Origin of the sequence: Flavobacterium sp., from assembly GCF_043722275.1 — a bacterium.
GTDB lineage: Bacteria > Bacteroidota > Bacteroidia > Flavobacteriales > Flavobacteriaceae > Flavobacterium.
Genome location: NZ_JAYSPC010000032.1, coordinates 1 through 18329, shown reverse-complemented (window position 1 = coordinate 18329; position 18329 = coordinate 1). Strand labels below are relative to the sequence as shown.

Genomic DNA, 18329 nt, shown 5'->3' with positions numbered 1-18329 from the left:
TTTACATGATTCATAAATACCACAAAATGAATAAAATTATCATCCTTGCTTTCTTATTATTTACTTCAACTTTAATTTTTGGTCAAGCCAATAAATCAAAAATTACAGAGACAAGCAAACCTTTTATATTAGGCGTGATTGATGAATTGCAATCGAACGAATTGGGAGAAAACCGAATCCTGAACATTTATCTTCCTGAAGGTTACAAACAAGAAGATGCGACTAAATATCCTGTAATTTATTTATTAGACGGATCAGCTAATGAAGATTTTATTCATATTGCGGGTTTGGTACAATTTAATAGTTTTGAATGGATCAATCAGGTTCCTAAATCTATCGTGGTAGGAATTGCAACGGTGGATCGAAGAAGGGATTTTACGTTTCCTACAACTATCGAAAAGGATCAAAAACGTTTTGCAACTTCAGGACATTCGGATAAATTTATTGCTTTTATCGAAAAAGAATTACAGCCTTTTATTGATAAAAAATACCATACAAATGATTCTAAAACTATTATAGGACAATCTTTAGGCGGATTATTAGAAACCGAAATTCTATTAAAGAAACCAACTCTTTTTAATAAATATGTGATTGTGAGCCCAAGTATTTGGTGGAATAATGGCTCTATATTAAATCAGGATAGTGCTATTTTTCAGGAAAATTTTAATCAAAAAACCGAAATTTATATTGCTGTTGGTAAAGAAGGACCTACGCCTACGGAAATTCCGAGAGTAATGGAAGTTGACGCAAATTTATTAGCCGAAAAAATCAAAGCAACAAAAAGTAAAAATATAAAAGTGTATTTTGATTATTTACCTCAGGAAAATCATGGCACAATTTTGCATCCTGCGACTTCAAATTCTTTTAAGTTCTTTTATCCAATTCAAGAGAAAAAATAAATAAGGAATTTTAAGATTATCAAAATACAAATTATCTCATTATGAAAAGTGCAGACGAAAATAAACTAGACAATCCAACCTGGAATTCTTTGTCAGAAACTCATTCCGGATTTGCTATTGATTATAACGGAACCAAATTTTACAATCCGGATTATTGCCCTTTTGGAGGAGTTTTAAAACCTGAAAGTACTATAACTGCTATAAATGAATATGCTGCATTGGCTGAAAGTTTTTTCATCATTGGAGAAAAACCTGAAATACCTGATTCGCTAAAAATTGTAAAGGAATTGGTTTGTCTTCAAATGATTATTTACGATAAAATTGACCAACCTATAACTACTGAAATTACTAAACTTACTGAAGAACATAATACTGAATTATGTGATTTGGTAAATTTAGTTCAGCCAGGATATTTTAAAACTAAAACTCCTTTATTAGGTGATTATTATGGTATTTTTAAAGACAATCAATTAGTTGCAATTACTGGTGAACGCATGAAAATGAACAACTTTACCGAAGTCAGCGCTATTGTAACTCATCCGGATCATACGGGAAAAGGTTACGCCAAACAATTAATTACACATTGTGTCAATACTATTTTTAGTCAGAACAAAACGCCTTATTTGCACGTAGTCGAAAGTAATATTGGCGCAATTGGCTTATATGAAAAGCTAGGTTTTGTGACAAGAAGAAAAATAAGCCTTTGGAATATTTCAAAAAATCAGTAAACTTCACTAGGTTTGCCATCCGAGGAACGAGGACACGAGCGACAGCGAACTGGCGAAGCAATCTCATCAAGTAGCTCCGCGCCAATAATCGACAATCTTTGTCGACTCAGCAAATGAGATTCCTCGTTCCCCGGAATGACAGTCTTTCAAAATAAAAATCTACTCAATCTGCAAAATCTGCGAGAAATAAAACCAAATCCTTATAAAAAAGATTTGTTTTTTTTATAGAAATCGGAATGAAGATTGGGGTCACTTTGTGAAATTCCAAACTTTGTAGAGTTACTTGCGGAGATTCCTCGTTCCTCGGAATGACAAAATTGGGGGCACTTTGTAAAATCGACAATCTTTGTCGACTCAGCAAATGAGATTCCTCGTTCCTCGGAATGACAATACTGAGCAAATCTTCAATCTAAAATCTAAAATTTTACCCCAACCAGCCGTCGCGATCTAAACTTCGGTACTGAATAGCTTCGGCGATATGTTGCGAAATTACTGTTGGCGCAGCGTCTAAATCGGCAATTGTTCTGGCTACTTTTAGGATTCTGTCATAAGCTCGCGCCGAAAGATTCAATCGTTCCATTGCCATTTTTAATAATTCTTTTGACTGATCGTCGAGCGCGCAATATTCCCTGATTAATTTACTGCTCATTTGCGCGTTGTAATGTATGTTTTCCATTTCTTCAAATCGTGCGGTCTGAATTTCGCGTGCTGCTGTAACTCGTTTTCTAATTTCTACACTGCTTTCGGCCTTTCGATCGTCTGATAGTTTTTCAAAAGGAACCGGCGTAACTTCAATATGAATATCAATTCGATCTAATAAAGGTCCCGAAATCTTACTTAAATAACGCTGCATTTCGTGCGGAGAAGAAGTATTTGGCATACTTGGATCATTAAAAAAACCACTCGGACTTGGGTTCATACTTGCCACGAGCATAAATGATGATGGATAAGTCACGGTGAATTTTGCGCGCGAAATAGTGACTTCGCGATCTTCAAGCGGCTGACGCATTACTTCTAAAACATCACGTTTAAATTCCGGCAATTCGTCGAGAAACAAAACGCCATTATGCGCCATCGAAATTTCGCCCGGCTGTGGATAACTTCCTCCGCCAACGAGCGCAACATTCGAAATAGTATGATGTGGACTACGAAACGGACGCTGATTCATTAATCCTACTTCTTTTAATTTTCCTGCAACGCTATGAATTTTAGTTGTTTCTAATGCTTCTCGCAAAGTCATTGGCGGTAAAATACTCGGTAAACGTTTGGCAAGCATGGTTTTTCCTGCTCCCGGCGGACCTATTAAAATAATATTATGGCCTCCGGCAGCAGCGATTTCCATACAACGTTTTATACTTTCCTGCCCGCGAACATCTGAGAAATCGAATTCGGGAAAATCCAATGTTTTATAAAACTCGGCTCTTGTATCAATAATGGTAGGTTCAAGATTTCCTTTTCCGGCAAAAAAGTTAATTACATCCTGAACATTTTCAACGCCATAAACATTTAATCCTGCAACAATAGCGGCTTCTTTTACGTTTTGAATTGGAAGAAAAAAACCTTTATAACCTTCCTCTTTTGCTTTTATGGCAATGGGTAATGCGCCACGAATAGGTTGTAAACTTCCGTCAAGCGAAAGTTCACCCATAATAATATAATCCTCAATATTGGGCGCTTTTATTTGATCTGAACCAACTAAAATTCCCATTGCAAGAGGCAAATCGTACGCAGAACCTTCTTTTCGTAAGTCGGCGGGCGCCATATTTATAGTAATTCTTTTCCCGGGCAAACTTAATCCGTTGTTTTTTAAAGCCGCAGCAATCCTAAAACTGCTTTCTTTTATGGCACTATCCGGCAATCCAACTAAATGATAACCAATCCCTTTATCCATATGAACTTCTACCGTAATTGTAGTAGCTTCCACTCCAAAAACAGCACTTCCGTAAACTTTTACTAACATATTCTGATCATTATTGAAAAAAGTAAAAGTATCTAATTAATACGTAAAACCTGTCTATTTTGTAAATATTTTATTACATTATTAAAAAGCGATATTTTCAGATAAAAATAATTTAATATAAATTTTACACAATGCTCATTACAATTTAATTGCTATATTAGTTTTTTAAACATACGCCTTTATAAAAACCAACACCCAAAAAAAATGTCATTTTTAAGAAATCTTTTCGGAAAAAATAAAGTTGAACAGATAGTTGAACAAAAAATTGAGCAGAAAGTTGAACAATACGCAAAACAGAAAGAAGAAAAAGAAGAGGAAATAATATCTGATGAAATAAAATTATCATGGATTGAAGCAGCCGAAAATCCGTGGGGACGCAGGATTTTAGATTTACGCCCTTTTACACTTACAATGATTTCTACTTCTCAAAATCAAATAATGGCTGTAAATGCAATTTCTTATGGTAGTGAAAATGGTACTTCTTTCTTAGGAGAAAGACCAGTAAATGAAAAAACGATCGCTGCAAATATTTCATTTAAAACCGATAAAATTCTTTATCCGGGAGTTTTATTTACGCCCAATACAATGGAGCATAAATGGGCTGTTTATTTTGATGGAGAATTTCTGATTTTTGTTCGCAGTTGGTTACGGGAAGTTTTAGTAATTGCAAAAACCACTCAAAAAGAAAATGAACTTATAGTAGAAACAATTACGGGAGAATTTACAGAAGATGAAAGTCCGGAATTTACAAAAGCAATTCTTAACTTTATTTTAATCAGCCATTCGATTGAGGAAATAGTTCCTGCTCTTTTACCTTTTGAATTTGAAAATGATACAAAAGGTGCCAGTTATTGGGCATTTTCAACTTATGGAAATATGGCTCAATTAGGTGTATTTGATGATCAATTTTTACCCGTTGCAAATTCGCCTTTGCGATCACATTCATTGCTTCATATTGCAGTTGCTCAGGGAGATTTACAAGAAATTGAAGAACAATTTAAAAAAGGGGTAAATTTAAATGCTTTAGCCGGAGACGGACTAGCGCCTTTACATTGGTCAATGGCAGCAGAAAGTATCGAATCTATGGCAAAATTACTTGAATTGGGAGCTGACCCAAATGCACGAACACATCAAGGTGCAACACCTATAATGAATGCGGTACAATCTAATAAAATTGAGAAATTAAATTTACTTATAAAATCCGGTGGCTTAATAAATTTACAAGATCACAGAGGATTTACGGCATTACATCGAGCTTGCGAAATGGGTCATATTGATGTTGTAAAAATTTTGTTGGAAAATGATGCCGATAAATCAATTTCGGCAGAAGGACATACTGCGCTTTCTCTTGCGATTTTAACGAACCAGAATGAAATAGCTGAATTACTTAATTAATTACAATGTTTATTTCTAAATCGGATTAAGAAAAACTTAATCCGATTTGATTTTTTATATCCTCCACAATTTTACTCAAATCCAGACTATTTTGGTGTGACCAAAGCTGACTTTCTATTTGATTATTTCTGATGCAATTTTGACATTCAATTGCTTCATGTGTATATCCTTTTCCCAGATGTGGTAAACTAAATTGAGTTTCCTGATTTTCGATAGAAACAGAATATCCATCGGCAATATACCACGGAGAATTAAGCTGAATATGTCCTTTTGTTCCGCTTATTGTTGCTTTCATATCAGATTCAGAAACTATTGAAGAATGCAAAACTGCCTGTGCATTTTCATATTGCAAAATCATGGATGTCTGAAGATCGATTCCGTTATTATGATAAATTGATTTTGCGATTATTTCTTTCGGAATTCCGAGTATTATATAGGACAGAAATAATGGATAAACGCCGATATCAAATAAAGATCCTCCGCCAAGTTTTTTATCAAAAAGCCTTCCTCCTTCTGATTCATTTGCATAAAAAGCAAAATCGGCTTTTACATATTTTATATCACCAATAATTCCCTGATTTACTTTAGAAAAAACTTCCTGAAACGATGGAATAAAACGCGTCCAGAAAGCTTCCATAAAAAATTTATTATTCTTTTTTGAAGCTTTAATCATTCTGACAGCATCTTTATAGGACAATGCAAGTGGTTTTTCGCATAAAACATGTTTGCCATTTTCTAATGCTTTTATAGATAATTCGGCGTGAGAATCATGTGGTGTTGCAATGTAAATAATATCAACCTGATCGTCATTAAATAATGCATCATATGAATCATATGTTTTTTGGCAATTATACTTTTTACCAAATTCAATTGCCTTATTATTGTCTCTTGAAGCAACTGCAAAAAGTTCCGCATCTTCCAAGAGCAATAAGTCAGCAGCAAATTGATTTGCAATATTTCCTAAGCCAATAATTCCCCATTTTATTCTATTGGTATTTTTCGTCATATTCTGTAAGTACTATTTATCAAGGGTTTAATTAAAATTTTGTCTAAATAAAGAAAAAACATTTTACTAAATAAATTTTAGATAACATATATTTCATATTTTTAGCAACAAAATTGCAAATAAACTATGAAAAAAGCCCTACTCCTACTATTTTTGAGTGTATTTTTAACAAAAACGTACGCTCAGGAATACTTTCCTATTAATGAAAGTGTGCAAAATAAAAGCAAAAACTACACTGTTTTTACAAATGCCACAATTTATGTTACCCCAACTCAAAAAATCGATAAAGGAACTTTACTAATCCAGGATGGTAAAGTTATTGCGGTTGGAAATACTATTACAATTCCTAAAAACAGCATTGCCATTGATCTTGCAGGTAAAACAATATATCCTTCATTTATTGATATTTACACAAGTTTTGGAGTTGAAAAACCAAAAAGTAATTTGCCTCGCGGACGCGATCGTAACCCATTATACGACACAAAAAGAGTGGGTTATTACTGGAACGAAAGTATTCGATCTGAAGTAAACACTTTTGAATCTTTTAAATATGATCAGCCTAAAGCCGAAGAATTATTAAAAGCAGGTTTTGGTGTTGTTGGAACGCATATTCCTGACGGAGTTGCTCAGGGAACCGGAATTTTAGTTGCCTTGAATAATACAGAAAACAGCAAACAAATCATTGCTAATAAAGTTACAAACCACTTTGCGTTCACAAAAAGTGCTTTAACAAATCAGGCTTATCCAAGCTCTTTAATGGGTATGATGGCTTTACTACGTCAGATGTATTTAGACCTGGATTGGTACAAAAAAGGAAATTCTGAAACTAAGGATTTGTCGTTAGAAGCTTTGGCAGAAAATGAAAAATTAGTTCAGATTTTTGCTTCCGAAGACAAATTAAATAGTTTAAGAGCGTCTAAAATTGCTAAAGAATTTGGTTTAAACTATATTCTGAAAGGAAGCGGAAATGAGTTTGAAAGAATCGAAGAAATCAAAGGCACAAACGCTAAATATATTATTCCGATAAGTTTCCCTGAAGCTTATGATGTTTCAAACCCTTATTTGTCCAATCAAATCGAATTGGCTGATATGCGTTTCTGGAATCAGGCTCCTACAAACCTAAAAGTGCTTTCGGACAACGGAATTGTTTTTGCTTTGACAACTGACAAATTAAAAAAGACTGAAGATTTTAGACCTAATTTATTGAAAGCGATAAAATTAGGCTTCGATAAAACTAAAGCGTTAGAGGCTTTAACGACAATTCCTGCTGCTATTCTTGGAAAAAGCAATGAAGTGGGAAGTTTAAAAACCGGAAGTTATGCGAATTTCGTTATTACTTCAGGCGAAATATTTGACGAGAAAACGGTTTTATACGAAAACTGGGTTCAGGGAACTAAATATATCGTGAATGATATTAATGGAAAAGATATTCGTGGAAACTATGATTTAACGGTTGGAAAAGATACCTATAAATGGAAAATTGACGGAACTGCCGATGCTCCAAAATCAGAAGTTACTACGGCTGATGCAAAAAAGTTGAAAACCACTTTTGCTTTTTCTAAAAACTGGATTTCGCTTTTAATCAAACCTGCAGATACTATTAAATCTAATTATTCGCGTTTAACAGGATTTGTTGAAAAACCTGAGAGTTTATCCGGAAAAGCAGTATTATCAAACGGTGACGAATTAGTTTGGAACGCTGTAAAAACCAGTACATTTATTGCGGTTAAAGATACAACTAAAGTAGAAAAACCAAATCCAATTGTCCCAACAACTTTTCCTAACGTTGCTTTTGGTGATTCTAAAAAACTGACGGCGCAAACTTTATTGTTTAAAAATGCTACGGTTTGGACCAATGAAAAAGAAGGTGTTTTGACTGAAACTGATGTTTTGATTAAAAACGGAAAAATAGCCGCTGTTGGTAAAAACTTAGCTGATGCTTCGGCAACTGTTATTGATGCAAAAGGCAAACATATCACTAGCGGAATCATCGATGAACATTCGCATATTGCTATTTCTAAAGGTGTAAACGAAAGCGGACATAACTCCACTGCCGAAGTTACAATTCAGGATGTTGTAAACTCTGAAGACATTAATATTTACAGGGATTTAGCCGGCGGAGTTACAATTTCTCAACTATTACACGGATCTGCAAACCCTATTGGTGGTCGTTCTGCGATTGTAAAATGGAAATGGGGTTCGTCTCCGGATGAAATGTTGTACAAAAACCAACCTAAGTTTATCAAATTTGCTTTGGGAGAAAATGTAAAACAAGCGAATTGGGGAATTGATAATCCTACTCGTTTCCCGCAAACCAGAATGGGTGTTGAACAAGTTTTTACTGATTATTTTCAACGTGCAAAAGAATATGACGAAAACTGGAAAAAATTTAACGCCGGTTCTAAAAAAGGAAAAGCGCCAAGAGTTGATTTAGAGTTACAGACTATTGCAGAAATTATCAATAAAGAGCGTTTTATTACCTGTCACTCTTATGTAGAATCTGAGATTTTAATGTTGATGAATGTTACTGAAAAATTCAATTTCAGAGTAAATACTTTCACTCATATTCTTGAAGGTTACAAGGTTGCTGATAAAATGAAAGAACACGGCGTTGGAGCTTCGACTTTCTCTGACTGGTGGGCTTATAAGTTTGAAGTAAATGATGCAATTCCGTTTAACGGACCAATTATGCATAACGCAGGTTTGGTTGTGGCTTATAACTCTGATGATGCCGAAATGTCAAGAAGATTGAATCAGGAAGCTGCAAAAGCGGTGAAATACGGAAATATTTCCGAAGAAGATGCATGGAAGTTCGTGACCCTGAATCCTGCAAAATTATTACACATTGATGATAAAGTAGGAAGTCTAAAAGTGGGTAAAGATGCTGATGTTGTTCTATGGAGCGATAATCCTTTATCTATTTATGCTAAAGCCGAAAAAACAATTATTGAAGGTGTTGTTTATTTTGATATCGAAAAAGATGCTGAAAAACAATTGGCAATCACTAAAGAAAGAAGCTTGCTGATTGGACAAATGCTACAGGAAAAAAATAAAGGAGCAGGAACACAACAGCCAACCAGAAAAGAGAAAAAGGAATATCACTGTGATACTTTGGAACAATAATAATCGCTTTAGAAAATTCGTAAAGATAAAAACAGATAACATGATAAATAAACACATATATATAATGTTGCTCGCAGTTTGTACTTCAATACAAATAAAAGCGCAACAAATACCGGCACCAAAACAAACTAAATCGGTTTTGATTTTAAATGCTACTGCACATTTAGGTAACGGAACCGTTATTCAAAACAGTGCGATTGGTTTTAAGGACGGAAAAATTACGCTCGTAGCCGATGCAACAACAATTAGACTTGCTGCCGGTGCTTTTGACACAACGATTGATGCGACCGGAAAACACGTTTATCCGGGATTTATTGTTCCTAATGCAACGTTAGGTTTAGTAGAAATTGATGCCGTAAAATCATCTGACGATCAGGAAGAAATTGGAAGTTTTAATCCAAATGTAAGAAGTATTATTGCTTATAATTCTGAATCGAAAGTGGTAGAAACTGTTCGTCCAAATGGTATTTTGATCGCTCAGATAACGCCTCGCGGAGGTACAATTTCAGGAACATCATCTGTTGTACAATTAGATGCATGGAGCTGGAAAGATGCTATTTTAAAAGAAAACGACGGAATTCATCTTAATTTTCCATCGAATTTTAAAAAATCAGGATCTTGGTTTGAACCGGGAATTATTGAAGCAAACAAAGATTATCCTAAACAAGTTGAGGAAATAAGTGCTTTTTTAATAAACTCAAAAGCGTATAATCAAGCGGCTTCAAAAGACAGAAACGTGGTTCTTGAAGCTACAAAAGGTCTTTTTGACGGAACTCAAACGCTTTATATCCACGCAGATGAAGAAAAACAAATTGTTGACGCTATACAACTTGCTGTAGATAATCAGATCAAAAAAATTGTTATTGTAGGTGGATTTGAAGCGTATAAATCAGCTGATGTTTTGCAAAAGTATAATGTTGGAGTTTTATTAAGACGTATTCACGATATGCCAACAAGTGATGACGAAGATGTAAATTTACCTTATAAAATGGCAAAAATACTTACTGATAAAGGTATTATTGTAGGTCTTGAAAATAGCGGAGATCATGAACGTATGAGCGTTAGAAATCTTCCGTTTTTAGCGGGAACTTGTGCTGCTTTTGGTTTAGATAAAGAAAAAGCTTTAGAACTTATCACTTTAAATACAGCAAAATTATTGGGTATTGATGCGACTTGCGGTTCATTAGAAACCGGCAAAGATGCAACATTATTTATCTCTGAAGGTGATGCTTTAGATATGAGAACAAACAAATTAACATCTGCTTTTATTCAGGGAAGAACAATTAATTTAGAAACTTTCCAAACGAAACTGAATGATAAATTCAAAGCAAAATTCAATCAGAAATAGTTAAAACTCTTTTATATAAAAAGGCATCATTTGAAATTTTCATCTGATGCCTTTTTTATTTTACATCCGAACCGTTTTGTTTACTTTTTTAATAATTCAGACACAATTACTCTTAAAACAAGCATTATTATCCTGATTTTCTGTTAACATGAGGTTTAAACGAGCCATTTTTCAACTTTTCGATTAATAAATTCCAAATTTTAAGTTGATTTTAACAAATACACGCAAAATATAGGGGGTTAAATTCTAAAATTAACAAAAATTAAACATCTGACTCTATTTTTTATAGGGTTGTCGTTTCATTTTATACTTTTATAAAAAATTTAAAACTAACTAACTATGCGAAAAATTATTTTAAGTGTGATTCTTATCACTATTTTGGTACTAACCTTTATCTCTAACTTTATCCTCACAGATAACCCGATTCCGGCAGAAGCTGTAAAGTTTGATACAGGAGATACAGCTTGGATGATCGTTGCAACTGCTTTTGTATTGCTTATGACGCCAGGATTAGGATTTTTCTACGGAGGAATGGTAGGTAAGAAAAACGTTATTAGTACTATGCTTCAAAGTTTTATGGCAATGGTAATTGTTACTATTTTATGGGTTGTTGTTGCATTTGGATTGGCTTTTGGACCTACAATTGGAGGATTCATTGGTAATCCGCTTCCTAATTTATTCTTTCAAGGCGTTGGTACAAATACTGCCTGGAGTCTTGCCCCAACTATTCCGTTTATGTTATTTGCATTGTTTCAAGCAAAATTTGCCATTATTACGCCTGCATTAATTACGGGTGCATTTGCAGAACGTGTACGTTTCTGGGCATATTTATTATTCATGGTTTTATTCATTATATTTATATACGCACCATTGGCGCACATGACGTGGCATCCTGATGGAGTTTTCTTTAAAATGGGAGTATTAGATTTTGCTGGTGGAACTGTCGTGCATATGAGTGCTGGTTGGGCTGCATTGGCCGGAGCGATCTTCTTAGGAAAAAGAAAAATTCAAAAAGTTAATCCTGCCAGAATCACTTATGTATTATTAGGTACAGGTTTATTATGGTTTGGATGGTTTGGTTTCAACGCAGGTTCTGCACTTGGATCAAACGGATTAGCCGTTCAGGCTTTAGGAACTACAACTGTTGCTGCCGCTGCCGCTGCTATGGCTTGGGTTTTCCTTGATAAAATCATCGGACACAAATTATCTGCGCTTGGAGCTTGTATTGGAGCCGTTGTAGGTCTTGTTGCTATTACTCCAGCTGCTGGTTTCGTAAGTATTCCTCACGCCATTTTCATCGGGGCTTTTGCTGCAATTGTAAGTAACCTTGTAGTGAGTAAATTTCCTAAAGGAAAAATTGATGATGCTTTAGATGTTTTTGCCTGTCACGGTGTTGGTGGTATGGTAGGAATGTTGTTAACTGGTGTTTTTGCTTCAAAAGCTATTAACCCTGCTGTTGGAGATAATCAAGGTTTGATTTTCGGAACTCCAACATTATTCATCAACCAATTAATTGCTTTAGTTGCTGTTTCTATCTTCGCTTTTGTAGGTTCTTATATTTTATTTTATGTTGTAAATAAAATTACACCGCTAAGAGTTACTGAAGAAAAAGAAGAACTAGGATTAGATATTTCTCAACACGGAGAATTTTTATAAGACAAATACCAAAACCAATATAATAACCAATAAAAAGCGCTCTGAGTTTGACTTAGAGTGCTTTTTTGCTTGATATAGATTTTAGAAAATAGAAGAAAGAATATAGATTATAGAAAATAGACGCAAGAAAATAGAAGCAAGATTTTTCTGGATGTAGGTTATACGGATCTAACTAAATAAAAAAAGCACTCTAAGTTTATACCAGAGTGCTTTTTTGCTTTGAATTAATTTAAACCTTAAGTTTCAATTATATATTCTATAATCTATTCTCTTTATTCTAAAATCTTGTATCTAAAAATCTTGCCTCTTGCTTCTAAAATCTAAAAAAGCTCTATTTAAAATTCCCAATTCCTTCTTTTAGCCAATGCAAATATTCATCTGCGTTTACGTAACTAATTGTTGGTTTTGAACTGTTCAAATTCTTGCCTTCTAAATCAGTTATAATGTATAAAGGTTGCGTATTTGTTTTATATTTTGAGATCATAAAATCAGTCCATTTATCGCCAACAGTTATGATTTTATCACCGGATTTTGTTACAAATTGTTGTTCTTTTGGCAATTCGCGTTTATCATCTACATAAAGAGAAATCAAAACAACATCATTTTTTAAGATCGGTAAAATCGTTGGTTCTGACCAAACATTGTTTTCCATTTTTCTGCAATTTACACAAGCATAACCTGTAAAATCAAGCATAATAGGTTTATTGATTGATTTTGCATACGCTAGTCCATCTTCATAATCATGAAAAACCATAATACCATGCGGTCCTAATTCTGCTCCGTCAGGCAAACCTTTTATAGATTCACCACTAACTCCGGAATTAGCAGAACCTCCTACCCCAAACGGGCTTTCGCTATATTGTGGTGGTGGCGGAAAAGCACTGATTAATTTTAATGGCGCTCCCCAAAGTCCCGGAATTAAATAAACTGTAAACACAAGTGTAAGTAATCCTAGATACAATCTGCCTACAGAAATATGATTTAACGGACTATCGTGTGGCAAAGATATTTTTCCGAATAAATATAAAGTCAAAGCTGCAAAAATAGCAATCCAGATTGCGATAAAAACTTCTCTTTCTAATAAATGTAATTGTAAAACTAAATCGGCATTTGATAAAAATTTAAATGCTAAAGCCAATTCTAAAAATCCTAAAACTACTTTTACGGTATTCAGCCATCCGCCAGATTTTGGTAATGAATTTAACCAGCCCGGGAACATTGCAAATAACATAAATGGTAAAGCTAATGCTAACGAAAATCCTAACATTCCAATAACCGGAGCGATTCCTCCGTTTGAAGCCGCTTCAACTAATAAAGTTCCTACAATTGGTCCTGTACATGAAAATGAAACAATTGCTAGAGCCAAAGCCATAAATAATATTCCAATTATTCCGCCTCTGTCAGCTTGTTGATCTACTTTATTTCCCCATGAATTTGGAAGCATAATTTCAAAAGCTCCCAAAAACGAAGTAGCAAAAATTATTAATATAATAAAGAAGATTAAGTTAAACCAAACATCTGTAGACAACGCATTTAAAGCATCTGCACCAAATATTTTAGTTACAATTAATCCTAAAATAACATAAATAGCAATAATCGAAAGTCCATAAAAAATTGCATTTCTGATTCCTTTTGCCCTGCTTTTACTTTGTTTTGTAAAAAAACTTACCGTCATTGGGATCATTGGAAAAACACAAGGCGTTAATAATGCTGCAAATCCTGAGATAAAAGCAATGAAAAAGATTGACCATAAACTTCTGGTTGGTGCCGGCGCTGGAATATCTTCTTTTTCCGCAGCCAAAGCGTTGTCAGTTTTAATTACCGGAGCAACTTCAGAAACAACTGCTTTTAAAGTCGTATCAACCGCTAAACCAACTACTTTAGTTTCATCTTTTGTAGCTGCTGTTATACTTGGAACCGCATCCATTTTAAATGTCGACGGAACGGAGATCGAGAATTTTTTACTTGAATTGATACAAACTTCTTTACAAACCTGAAAATCAAAATCAACATCAACCGTTTTTAAATTCGGATTAATAATGGTGATTTCCTGCTCGATATGCGCTTTACCTTCAAAGAAAGTTTCATTTACACCAAAAATATCATTAAAAGCCGTTCTGGTTTTTCCTTCTTTAGCTTTTCCCGCTAAAGTATAATTTCCTTTTTGGTTTTTAAAAACAATTTCCAGCGCAAGTGGTCCGCCGTCCGGTGTGAATTGCGAATACATATGCCAGTCTTTTTCAATGGTTCCATCAAAAATTAAAACTGCATTATTTCCTGATTTCTTTTCAATTTTAGAAGTCCATTTTACCGGCTCCAGGATTTGAGCATTTCCTTTTGCAAAAGCAAATAAGAAAAACAGCAAAAACACAATGGTTTTATTCCAGATACTTTTCGACATTATCGTTTGATGGTATTGATTAAAGTTCATTATTGTAATTCTATTTTAAGTATTTTATTTGTGTTATTTTCTATTTTAAAACGTTCATCTTGTCGGATTCCTATAACCCATACAATTTGATTATCTGAACACAAAATCCATGTTTTCTCCTTTTCAATCAGCGATAACTTCTCATCTTTAAAAAGTTTACTGACTTTTTTTGATTTTCCGTTCATTCCAAAAGGATGAAAAACATCTCCCTCATTCCATTTACGTAATATTAACGGAAATTGGATTTTTTCAGCGTCCACAAAGATAGCTTTATTTGAATCTATTGTAATGTCGTCTACTTGACAAAGCTTTAAATTTAAGGGAAAATTAACGTCTGTATCGTTTTCATTAATTTCAAATTCTTCCTTTTCTTCTATATCAGAAAGCGGACTTAAAATCAATGTATCTCTATTTTTTAATATTCGAAATTCTGCCGAAAGTACTTGTTTTCCTGATTGACCGTCAACTAAATCATAAATATCATTCCACGCCAGAAAGCCAAATTCATTCAGCCATTGGTACAAATATGATTTATAATTGGGCAATTTTTTAAGCTGATTTAAATCGAAATGAATATCATCGCCTTCGTCTTTTGCAACTTGCTGATAAATCATAATCGAAGCATCTTCAACCATTTCCTGCGATTCCTGCAAATAAGATTGTGTCTTTTGAAAGGCATTCAAAAAATTTGGATTGACTTCTTTCAGCATCGGAACTAAATCATGACGAATTTTATTTCGAAGGTATTTATTGGATGCATTACTGCTGTCTTCGCGCCATTCGATACTATTATCCTCAGCATATTTCTGAATTTCATCTCTCGAAAAAGGCAAAAGCGGACGAATAATTTTATCATTTTGTTCCGGAATTCCGGTTAATCCTTCCAGACCAGTTCCTCGCGTTAAATTGATTATAAAGGTTTCCAGATTATCATCGGCATGATGTGCGGTTAAGATATAATCGAAATTTTCCTTTTCTAGAAGTTCATAAAACCAACTGTAACGCAATTCACGTGCTGCAACTTGCGTAGATAATTTATAATCTTTTGCGAATGCTTCAGTATCAAATTGTGTTGTATAAATGGGAATATTATGTAGATCGCAATAATCCTGAATAAAACTTTGATCGCCAAAACTTTCTAATCCCCGAAGCTGAAAATTGCAATGCAAAACGGCAATTTCATAGGGAAATTGGTTTATTAAATGTAATAAAACCATGCTGTCCAATCCTCCGCTTACGGCCAGAAATAGTTTTTTTTCTTCCAAAAATGGAAACCTTGAAACGATGTGATTTTGAAATTTTGAAAACATTTGATAAATGTAAAAAATTAAATTCGATCTATTTTTAAATGAAATGTTAAGCGTGTCTTTTTTTGCTACAGATTTATTTTTTTTGCCATGAATTTCACAAATTAGTGCGAATTATTTTCTCGCAGATTCTGGAGATTGAGCAGGTTTTTTTTTGCCACAGATTAAAAAGATTAGCACAGATTTTTATATGAATTTCACGCAGATTTAAAAAAGATTTAAGCAGATTCAGTTAGATTTTATTAAATTTTTGCGGGATCTGCTTAAATTTTTTTAAATCTGCGCGAAACAAAATCATTTTAATCATTTTAATCTGTGGCTATATTTTTTTTCTACAAATTGCAAAAAAAATTCGTGCTAATTCGTGAAATTCGTGGCTAACTTTTTTTAAAAACTTATTGCAACACTTCATGCATTGCCTTAGCTTTCAATAAACATTCTTCGTATTCGTTTTCTGGAATTGATTGTGCTGTAATGGCACTTCCTACTGAAAATGAAACGTATTTATTTTCCTGATTGTACAAAATACTTCGGATGACGACATTGAAATCAAAATCACCTTCGGGAGTAAAATAACCAATTGATCCGCTGTATAAACCACGTTTGGTTTCTTCGAGATTTTCGATGATTTTCATGACCGAAATTTTTGGAGCGCCCGTCATACTTCCCATTGGGAAAGTTGTTTTTAAAACATCGATTGGGGAATATTGAGTATCTAATTTTGAAGTTATCGTCGAAATCATTTGATGAACCTGCAAAAACGAATAGATTTTACAAAGTTCGACAACGTCAACCGAACCTTTTTGTGCGGTGTGCGATAAATCATTACGAACTAAATCTGTTATCATGATATTTTCGGCTCTTTCTTTGGAATCTGATTCGAGAAATTGCTTTGATTTTTCATCTTCTACAGGATCTGAAAATCGTTTTGAAGTTCCTTTTATGGGCTGAGAAATCAAAATCTCTCCTACTCTTTTTAAATATCTTTCGGGAGAAGCCGAAAGCAAAAAATGTTTATGATTTTTAAAGAAAACTGAAAACGGTGCTTTCGAAATTTTATTTAGTTTCTGAAATTTTTCTAACGGATTTATAATCGCATTTTCTGCAAAAAATTCCATGCAAAAATTAGCTTCATACATATCGCCTTTATGGATATGTTCCAGCATTTTAGTTACTTTTTCAACATATAAATCTTTGGAAATACGTTGTTGCACTTCGACATTATTTAATGTTTCAAATGAATCATTTTCAATTTGTACAATCTCCTCAAAATCATCTTCAACCTCATCATCACAAAGGAATAAATATTGAATTTCAAGTTGGTTTTCTCTCAATAAAAAGATTTTTTTTGGCTGAAAGAAAAATAAATCCGGAAAATCCAAACCATCAAAATTAGATGAGTTAAGTTCTTCGACATCATTTTTTAAATCAAATGAAAGATAACCAAAAAGCCAGTCTTTTGTGGTTTGCTGATATTGTTTTAAATCCTCAAAAGCATTATGGGAATCGGTTTTTAGAGATGTAAAAGCGTCCACAGCTAACAAGCAATCAAAACTGGAATATTCTTGCGGATAGGAATTACTATCCAAAAAAACGACTTCGCGAAATTGTTGCGACCAGTTTAAAAGTTGTTGTTTAAAATGCTCCGGATTTGAAATATGTTTATGAATGGAAACTCTCAAAAAAGTATAATTTTTAGATTTCAAAATTACGACAAAAAAAATCCTTCGATAAAAGAATAGCAAAAATTATTGGCACACTTTTTAGTATATCGAAATAACACTGATTATTAAAAACTTTTTTTAACAAAAAAAGACACAAAATCAGAATCAAAACTTTATTTATTAATCAAATTTTTAAAATTTTATGAAAACAATTGCAAAATTAGGCGCAACATCTTTGGTAATCATTGCATTACTATTTTCTTGTAAAAAAGCAGACTCAACATCTGCACAAGACGAGGCTTTAAATGCCGTAACAGACAGCACTGGGGTTTCCTCAACGGCGACGGTAGAAAGAAAAGACAGCAAACAAAAATTCATTCGAACTGCGGATATTAAATTTAAAGTCAAAAATGTCGTCAAGTCTACTTATGCAATTGAAAATGCTACTCAAAAATTTGGAGGATTTGTAACCTACACCAATTTACAAAGCAACATTCACGACCAGATTAAAGCTAAAATTAGTCAGGACAGTACGCTGGAAACTACAAAATATACCGTAGAAAATAACATCACTATTCGCGTTCCTAACAAGCAGCTTGATACGATTATTAAAACTATTGCGAAACAAATTGACTTTCTTGATTTTAGAGTAATCAAAGCCGATGATGTTTCCTTAAAAATGTTAGCCAATCAACTTTCGCAAAAAAGAAGCTCAACTACTGAAAAAAGAATCGAGAAAGCAATTGATTCTAAGGGCAAAAAAATCAATTATGTTATGGAAGCTGAGAATTCTTTATCCAGTCAAAAAGAAG

Annotated in this window: 12 protein-coding genes; 7 read left to right on the top strand and 5 right to left on the bottom strand. The window is 33.6% G+C overall.

Translation table 11 applies throughout. From position 1 onward, the window contains the following. The first annotated feature begins 26 nt into the window (after positions 1 to 26). Both ACHZDT_RS04220 and ACHZDT_RS04215 read left to right on the top strand, forming a co-directional pair. Complete coding sequence (locus ACHZDT_RS04220; protein ID WP_394773400.1) at positions 27 to 899, top strand: alpha/beta hydrolase; 873 nt, start codon at positions 27 to 29, stop codon at positions 897 to 899. A gap of 41 nt (positions 900 to 940) precedes the next feature. Next, positions 941 to 1627, top strand: a complete 687-nt coding sequence (locus tag ACHZDT_RS04215; RefSeq protein WP_394773399.1) for a GNAT family N-acetyltransferase — start codon at positions 941 to 943, stop codon at positions 1625 to 1627. Between the two features lie 424 nt (positions 1628 to 2051). On the opposite strand, the gene ACHZDT_RS04210 is transcribed toward ACHZDT_RS04215, so the two are convergent. Then, positions 2052 to 3587: a YifB family Mg chelatase-like AAA ATPase gene (locus tag ACHZDT_RS04210; protein WP_394773398.1), complete on the bottom strand. Its 1536-nt coding sequence runs from the start codon at positions 3585 to 3587 to the stop codon at positions 2052 to 2054. 204 nt (positions 3588 to 3791) lie between these two features. Here ACHZDT_RS04210 and ACHZDT_RS04205 point away from each other — a divergent pair, with 204 nt between their 5' ends. After that, positions 3792 to 4982, top strand: a complete 1191-nt coding sequence (locus ACHZDT_RS04205; protein ID WP_394773397.1) for an ankyrin repeat domain-containing protein — start codon at positions 3792 to 3794, stop codon at positions 4980 to 4982. Between the two features lie 25 nt (positions 4983 to 5007). Here the strand turns inward: ACHZDT_RS04205 and ACHZDT_RS04200 are convergent, their stop codons facing one another. Further along, entirely contained in the window at positions 5008 to 5988 is a 981-nt protein-coding gene (locus ACHZDT_RS04200; protein ID WP_394773396.1) for a Gfo/Idh/MocA family protein, read from the bottom strand. A gap of 126 nt (positions 5989 to 6114) precedes the next feature. Here ACHZDT_RS04200 and ACHZDT_RS04195 point away from each other — a divergent pair, with 126 nt between their 5' ends. The 3 genes from ACHZDT_RS04195 to ACHZDT_RS04185 all read left to right on the top strand — a co-directional run bounded on the left by ACHZDT_RS04195 (position 6115) and on the right by ACHZDT_RS04185 (position 12115). Beyond that, complete coding sequence (locus tag ACHZDT_RS04195; protein WP_394773395.1) at positions 6115 to 9111, top strand: amidohydrolase family protein; 2997 nt, start codon at positions 6115 to 6117, stop codon at positions 9109 to 9111. 40 nt (positions 9112 to 9151) lie between these two features. Then, entirely contained in the window at positions 9152 to 10459 is a 1308-nt protein-coding gene (locus ACHZDT_RS04190) for an amidohydrolase family protein (RefSeq protein ID WP_394773394.1), read from the top strand. Positions 10460 to 10798: 339 nt separating this feature from the next. Next, entirely contained in the window at positions 10799 to 12115 is a 1317-nt protein-coding gene (locus ACHZDT_RS04185) for an ammonium transporter (RefSeq protein ID WP_394773393.1), read from the top strand. 331 nt (positions 12116 to 12446) lie between these two features. On the opposite strand, the gene ACHZDT_RS04180 is transcribed toward ACHZDT_RS04185, so the two are convergent. The 3 genes from ACHZDT_RS04180 to ACHZDT_RS04170 all read right to left on the bottom strand — a co-directional run bounded on the left by ACHZDT_RS04180 (position 12447) and on the right by ACHZDT_RS04170 (position 17535). Then, a complete protein-coding gene (locus ACHZDT_RS04180; protein WP_394773392.1) occupies positions 12447 to 14546 on the bottom strand; it encodes a cytochrome c biogenesis protein CcdA in 2100 nt (699 codons plus the stop codon). After that, positions 14546 to 15856, bottom strand: a complete 1311-nt coding sequence (gene tilS, locus ACHZDT_RS04175) for a tRNA lysidine(34) synthetase TilS (RefSeq protein WP_394773391.1) — start codon at positions 15854 to 15856, stop codon at positions 14546 to 14548. Before tilS ends, ACHZDT_RS04180 begins: the two co-directional genes overlap by 1 nt. Positions 15857 to 16248: 392 nt before the next feature. Continuing rightward, positions 16249 to 17535, bottom strand: a complete 1287-nt coding sequence (locus ACHZDT_RS04170) for an anthranilate synthase component I family protein (RefSeq protein WP_394773390.1) — start codon at positions 17533 to 17535, stop codon at positions 16249 to 16251. Between the two features lie 184 nt (positions 17536 to 17719). Between ACHZDT_RS04170 and ACHZDT_RS04165 the strand changes: the two genes are divergently transcribed. Next, on the top strand, positions 17720 to 18329 hold a 610-nt coding region (locus tag ACHZDT_RS04165; protein WP_394773389.1), incomplete at its 3' end, for a DUF4349 domain-containing protein.

What these genes read in the sequence shown, in the direction of transcription:
- ACHZDT_RS04200 (WP_394773396.1), bottom strand. Translation starts at nt 5,988, where the DNA reads ATGACGAAAAATACCAATAGAATAAAATGGGGAATTATTGGCTTAGGA.
- ACHZDT_RS04185 (WP_394773393.1), top strand. Translation starts at nt 10,799, where the DNA reads ATGCGAAAAATTATTTTAAGTGTGATTCTTATCACTATTTTGGTACTA.
- ACHZDT_RS04180 (WP_394773392.1), bottom strand. Translation starts at nt 14,546, where the DNA reads ATGAACTTTAATCAATACCATCAAACGATAATGTCGAAAAGTATCTGG.
- tilS (WP_394773391.1), bottom strand. Translation starts at nt 15,856, where the DNA reads ATGTTTTCAAAATTTCAAAATCACATCGTTTCAAGGTTTCCATTTTTG.
- ACHZDT_RS04215 (WP_394773399.1), top strand. Translation starts at nt 941, where the DNA reads ATGAAAAGTGCAGACGAAAATAAACTAGACAATCCAACCTGGAATTCT.
- ACHZDT_RS04190 (WP_394773394.1), top strand. Translation starts at nt 9,152, where the DNA reads ATGATAAATAAACACATATATATAATGTTGCTCGCAGTTTGTACTTCA.
- ACHZDT_RS04195 (WP_394773395.1), top strand. Translation starts at nt 6,115, where the DNA reads ATGAAAAAAGCCCTACTCCTACTATTTTTGAGTGTATTTTTAACAAAA.
- ACHZDT_RS04205 (WP_394773397.1), top strand. Translation starts at nt 3,792, where the DNA reads ATGTCATTTTTAAGAAATCTTTTCGGAAAAAATAAAGTTGAACAGATA.
- ACHZDT_RS04210 (WP_394773398.1), bottom strand. Translation starts at nt 3,587, where the DNA reads ATGTTAGTAAAAGTTTACGGAAGTGCTGTTTTTGGAGTGGAAGCTACT.
- ACHZDT_RS04220 (WP_394773400.1), top strand. Translation starts at nt 27, where the DNA reads ATGAATAAAATTATCATCCTTGCTTTCTTATTATTTACTTCAACTTTA.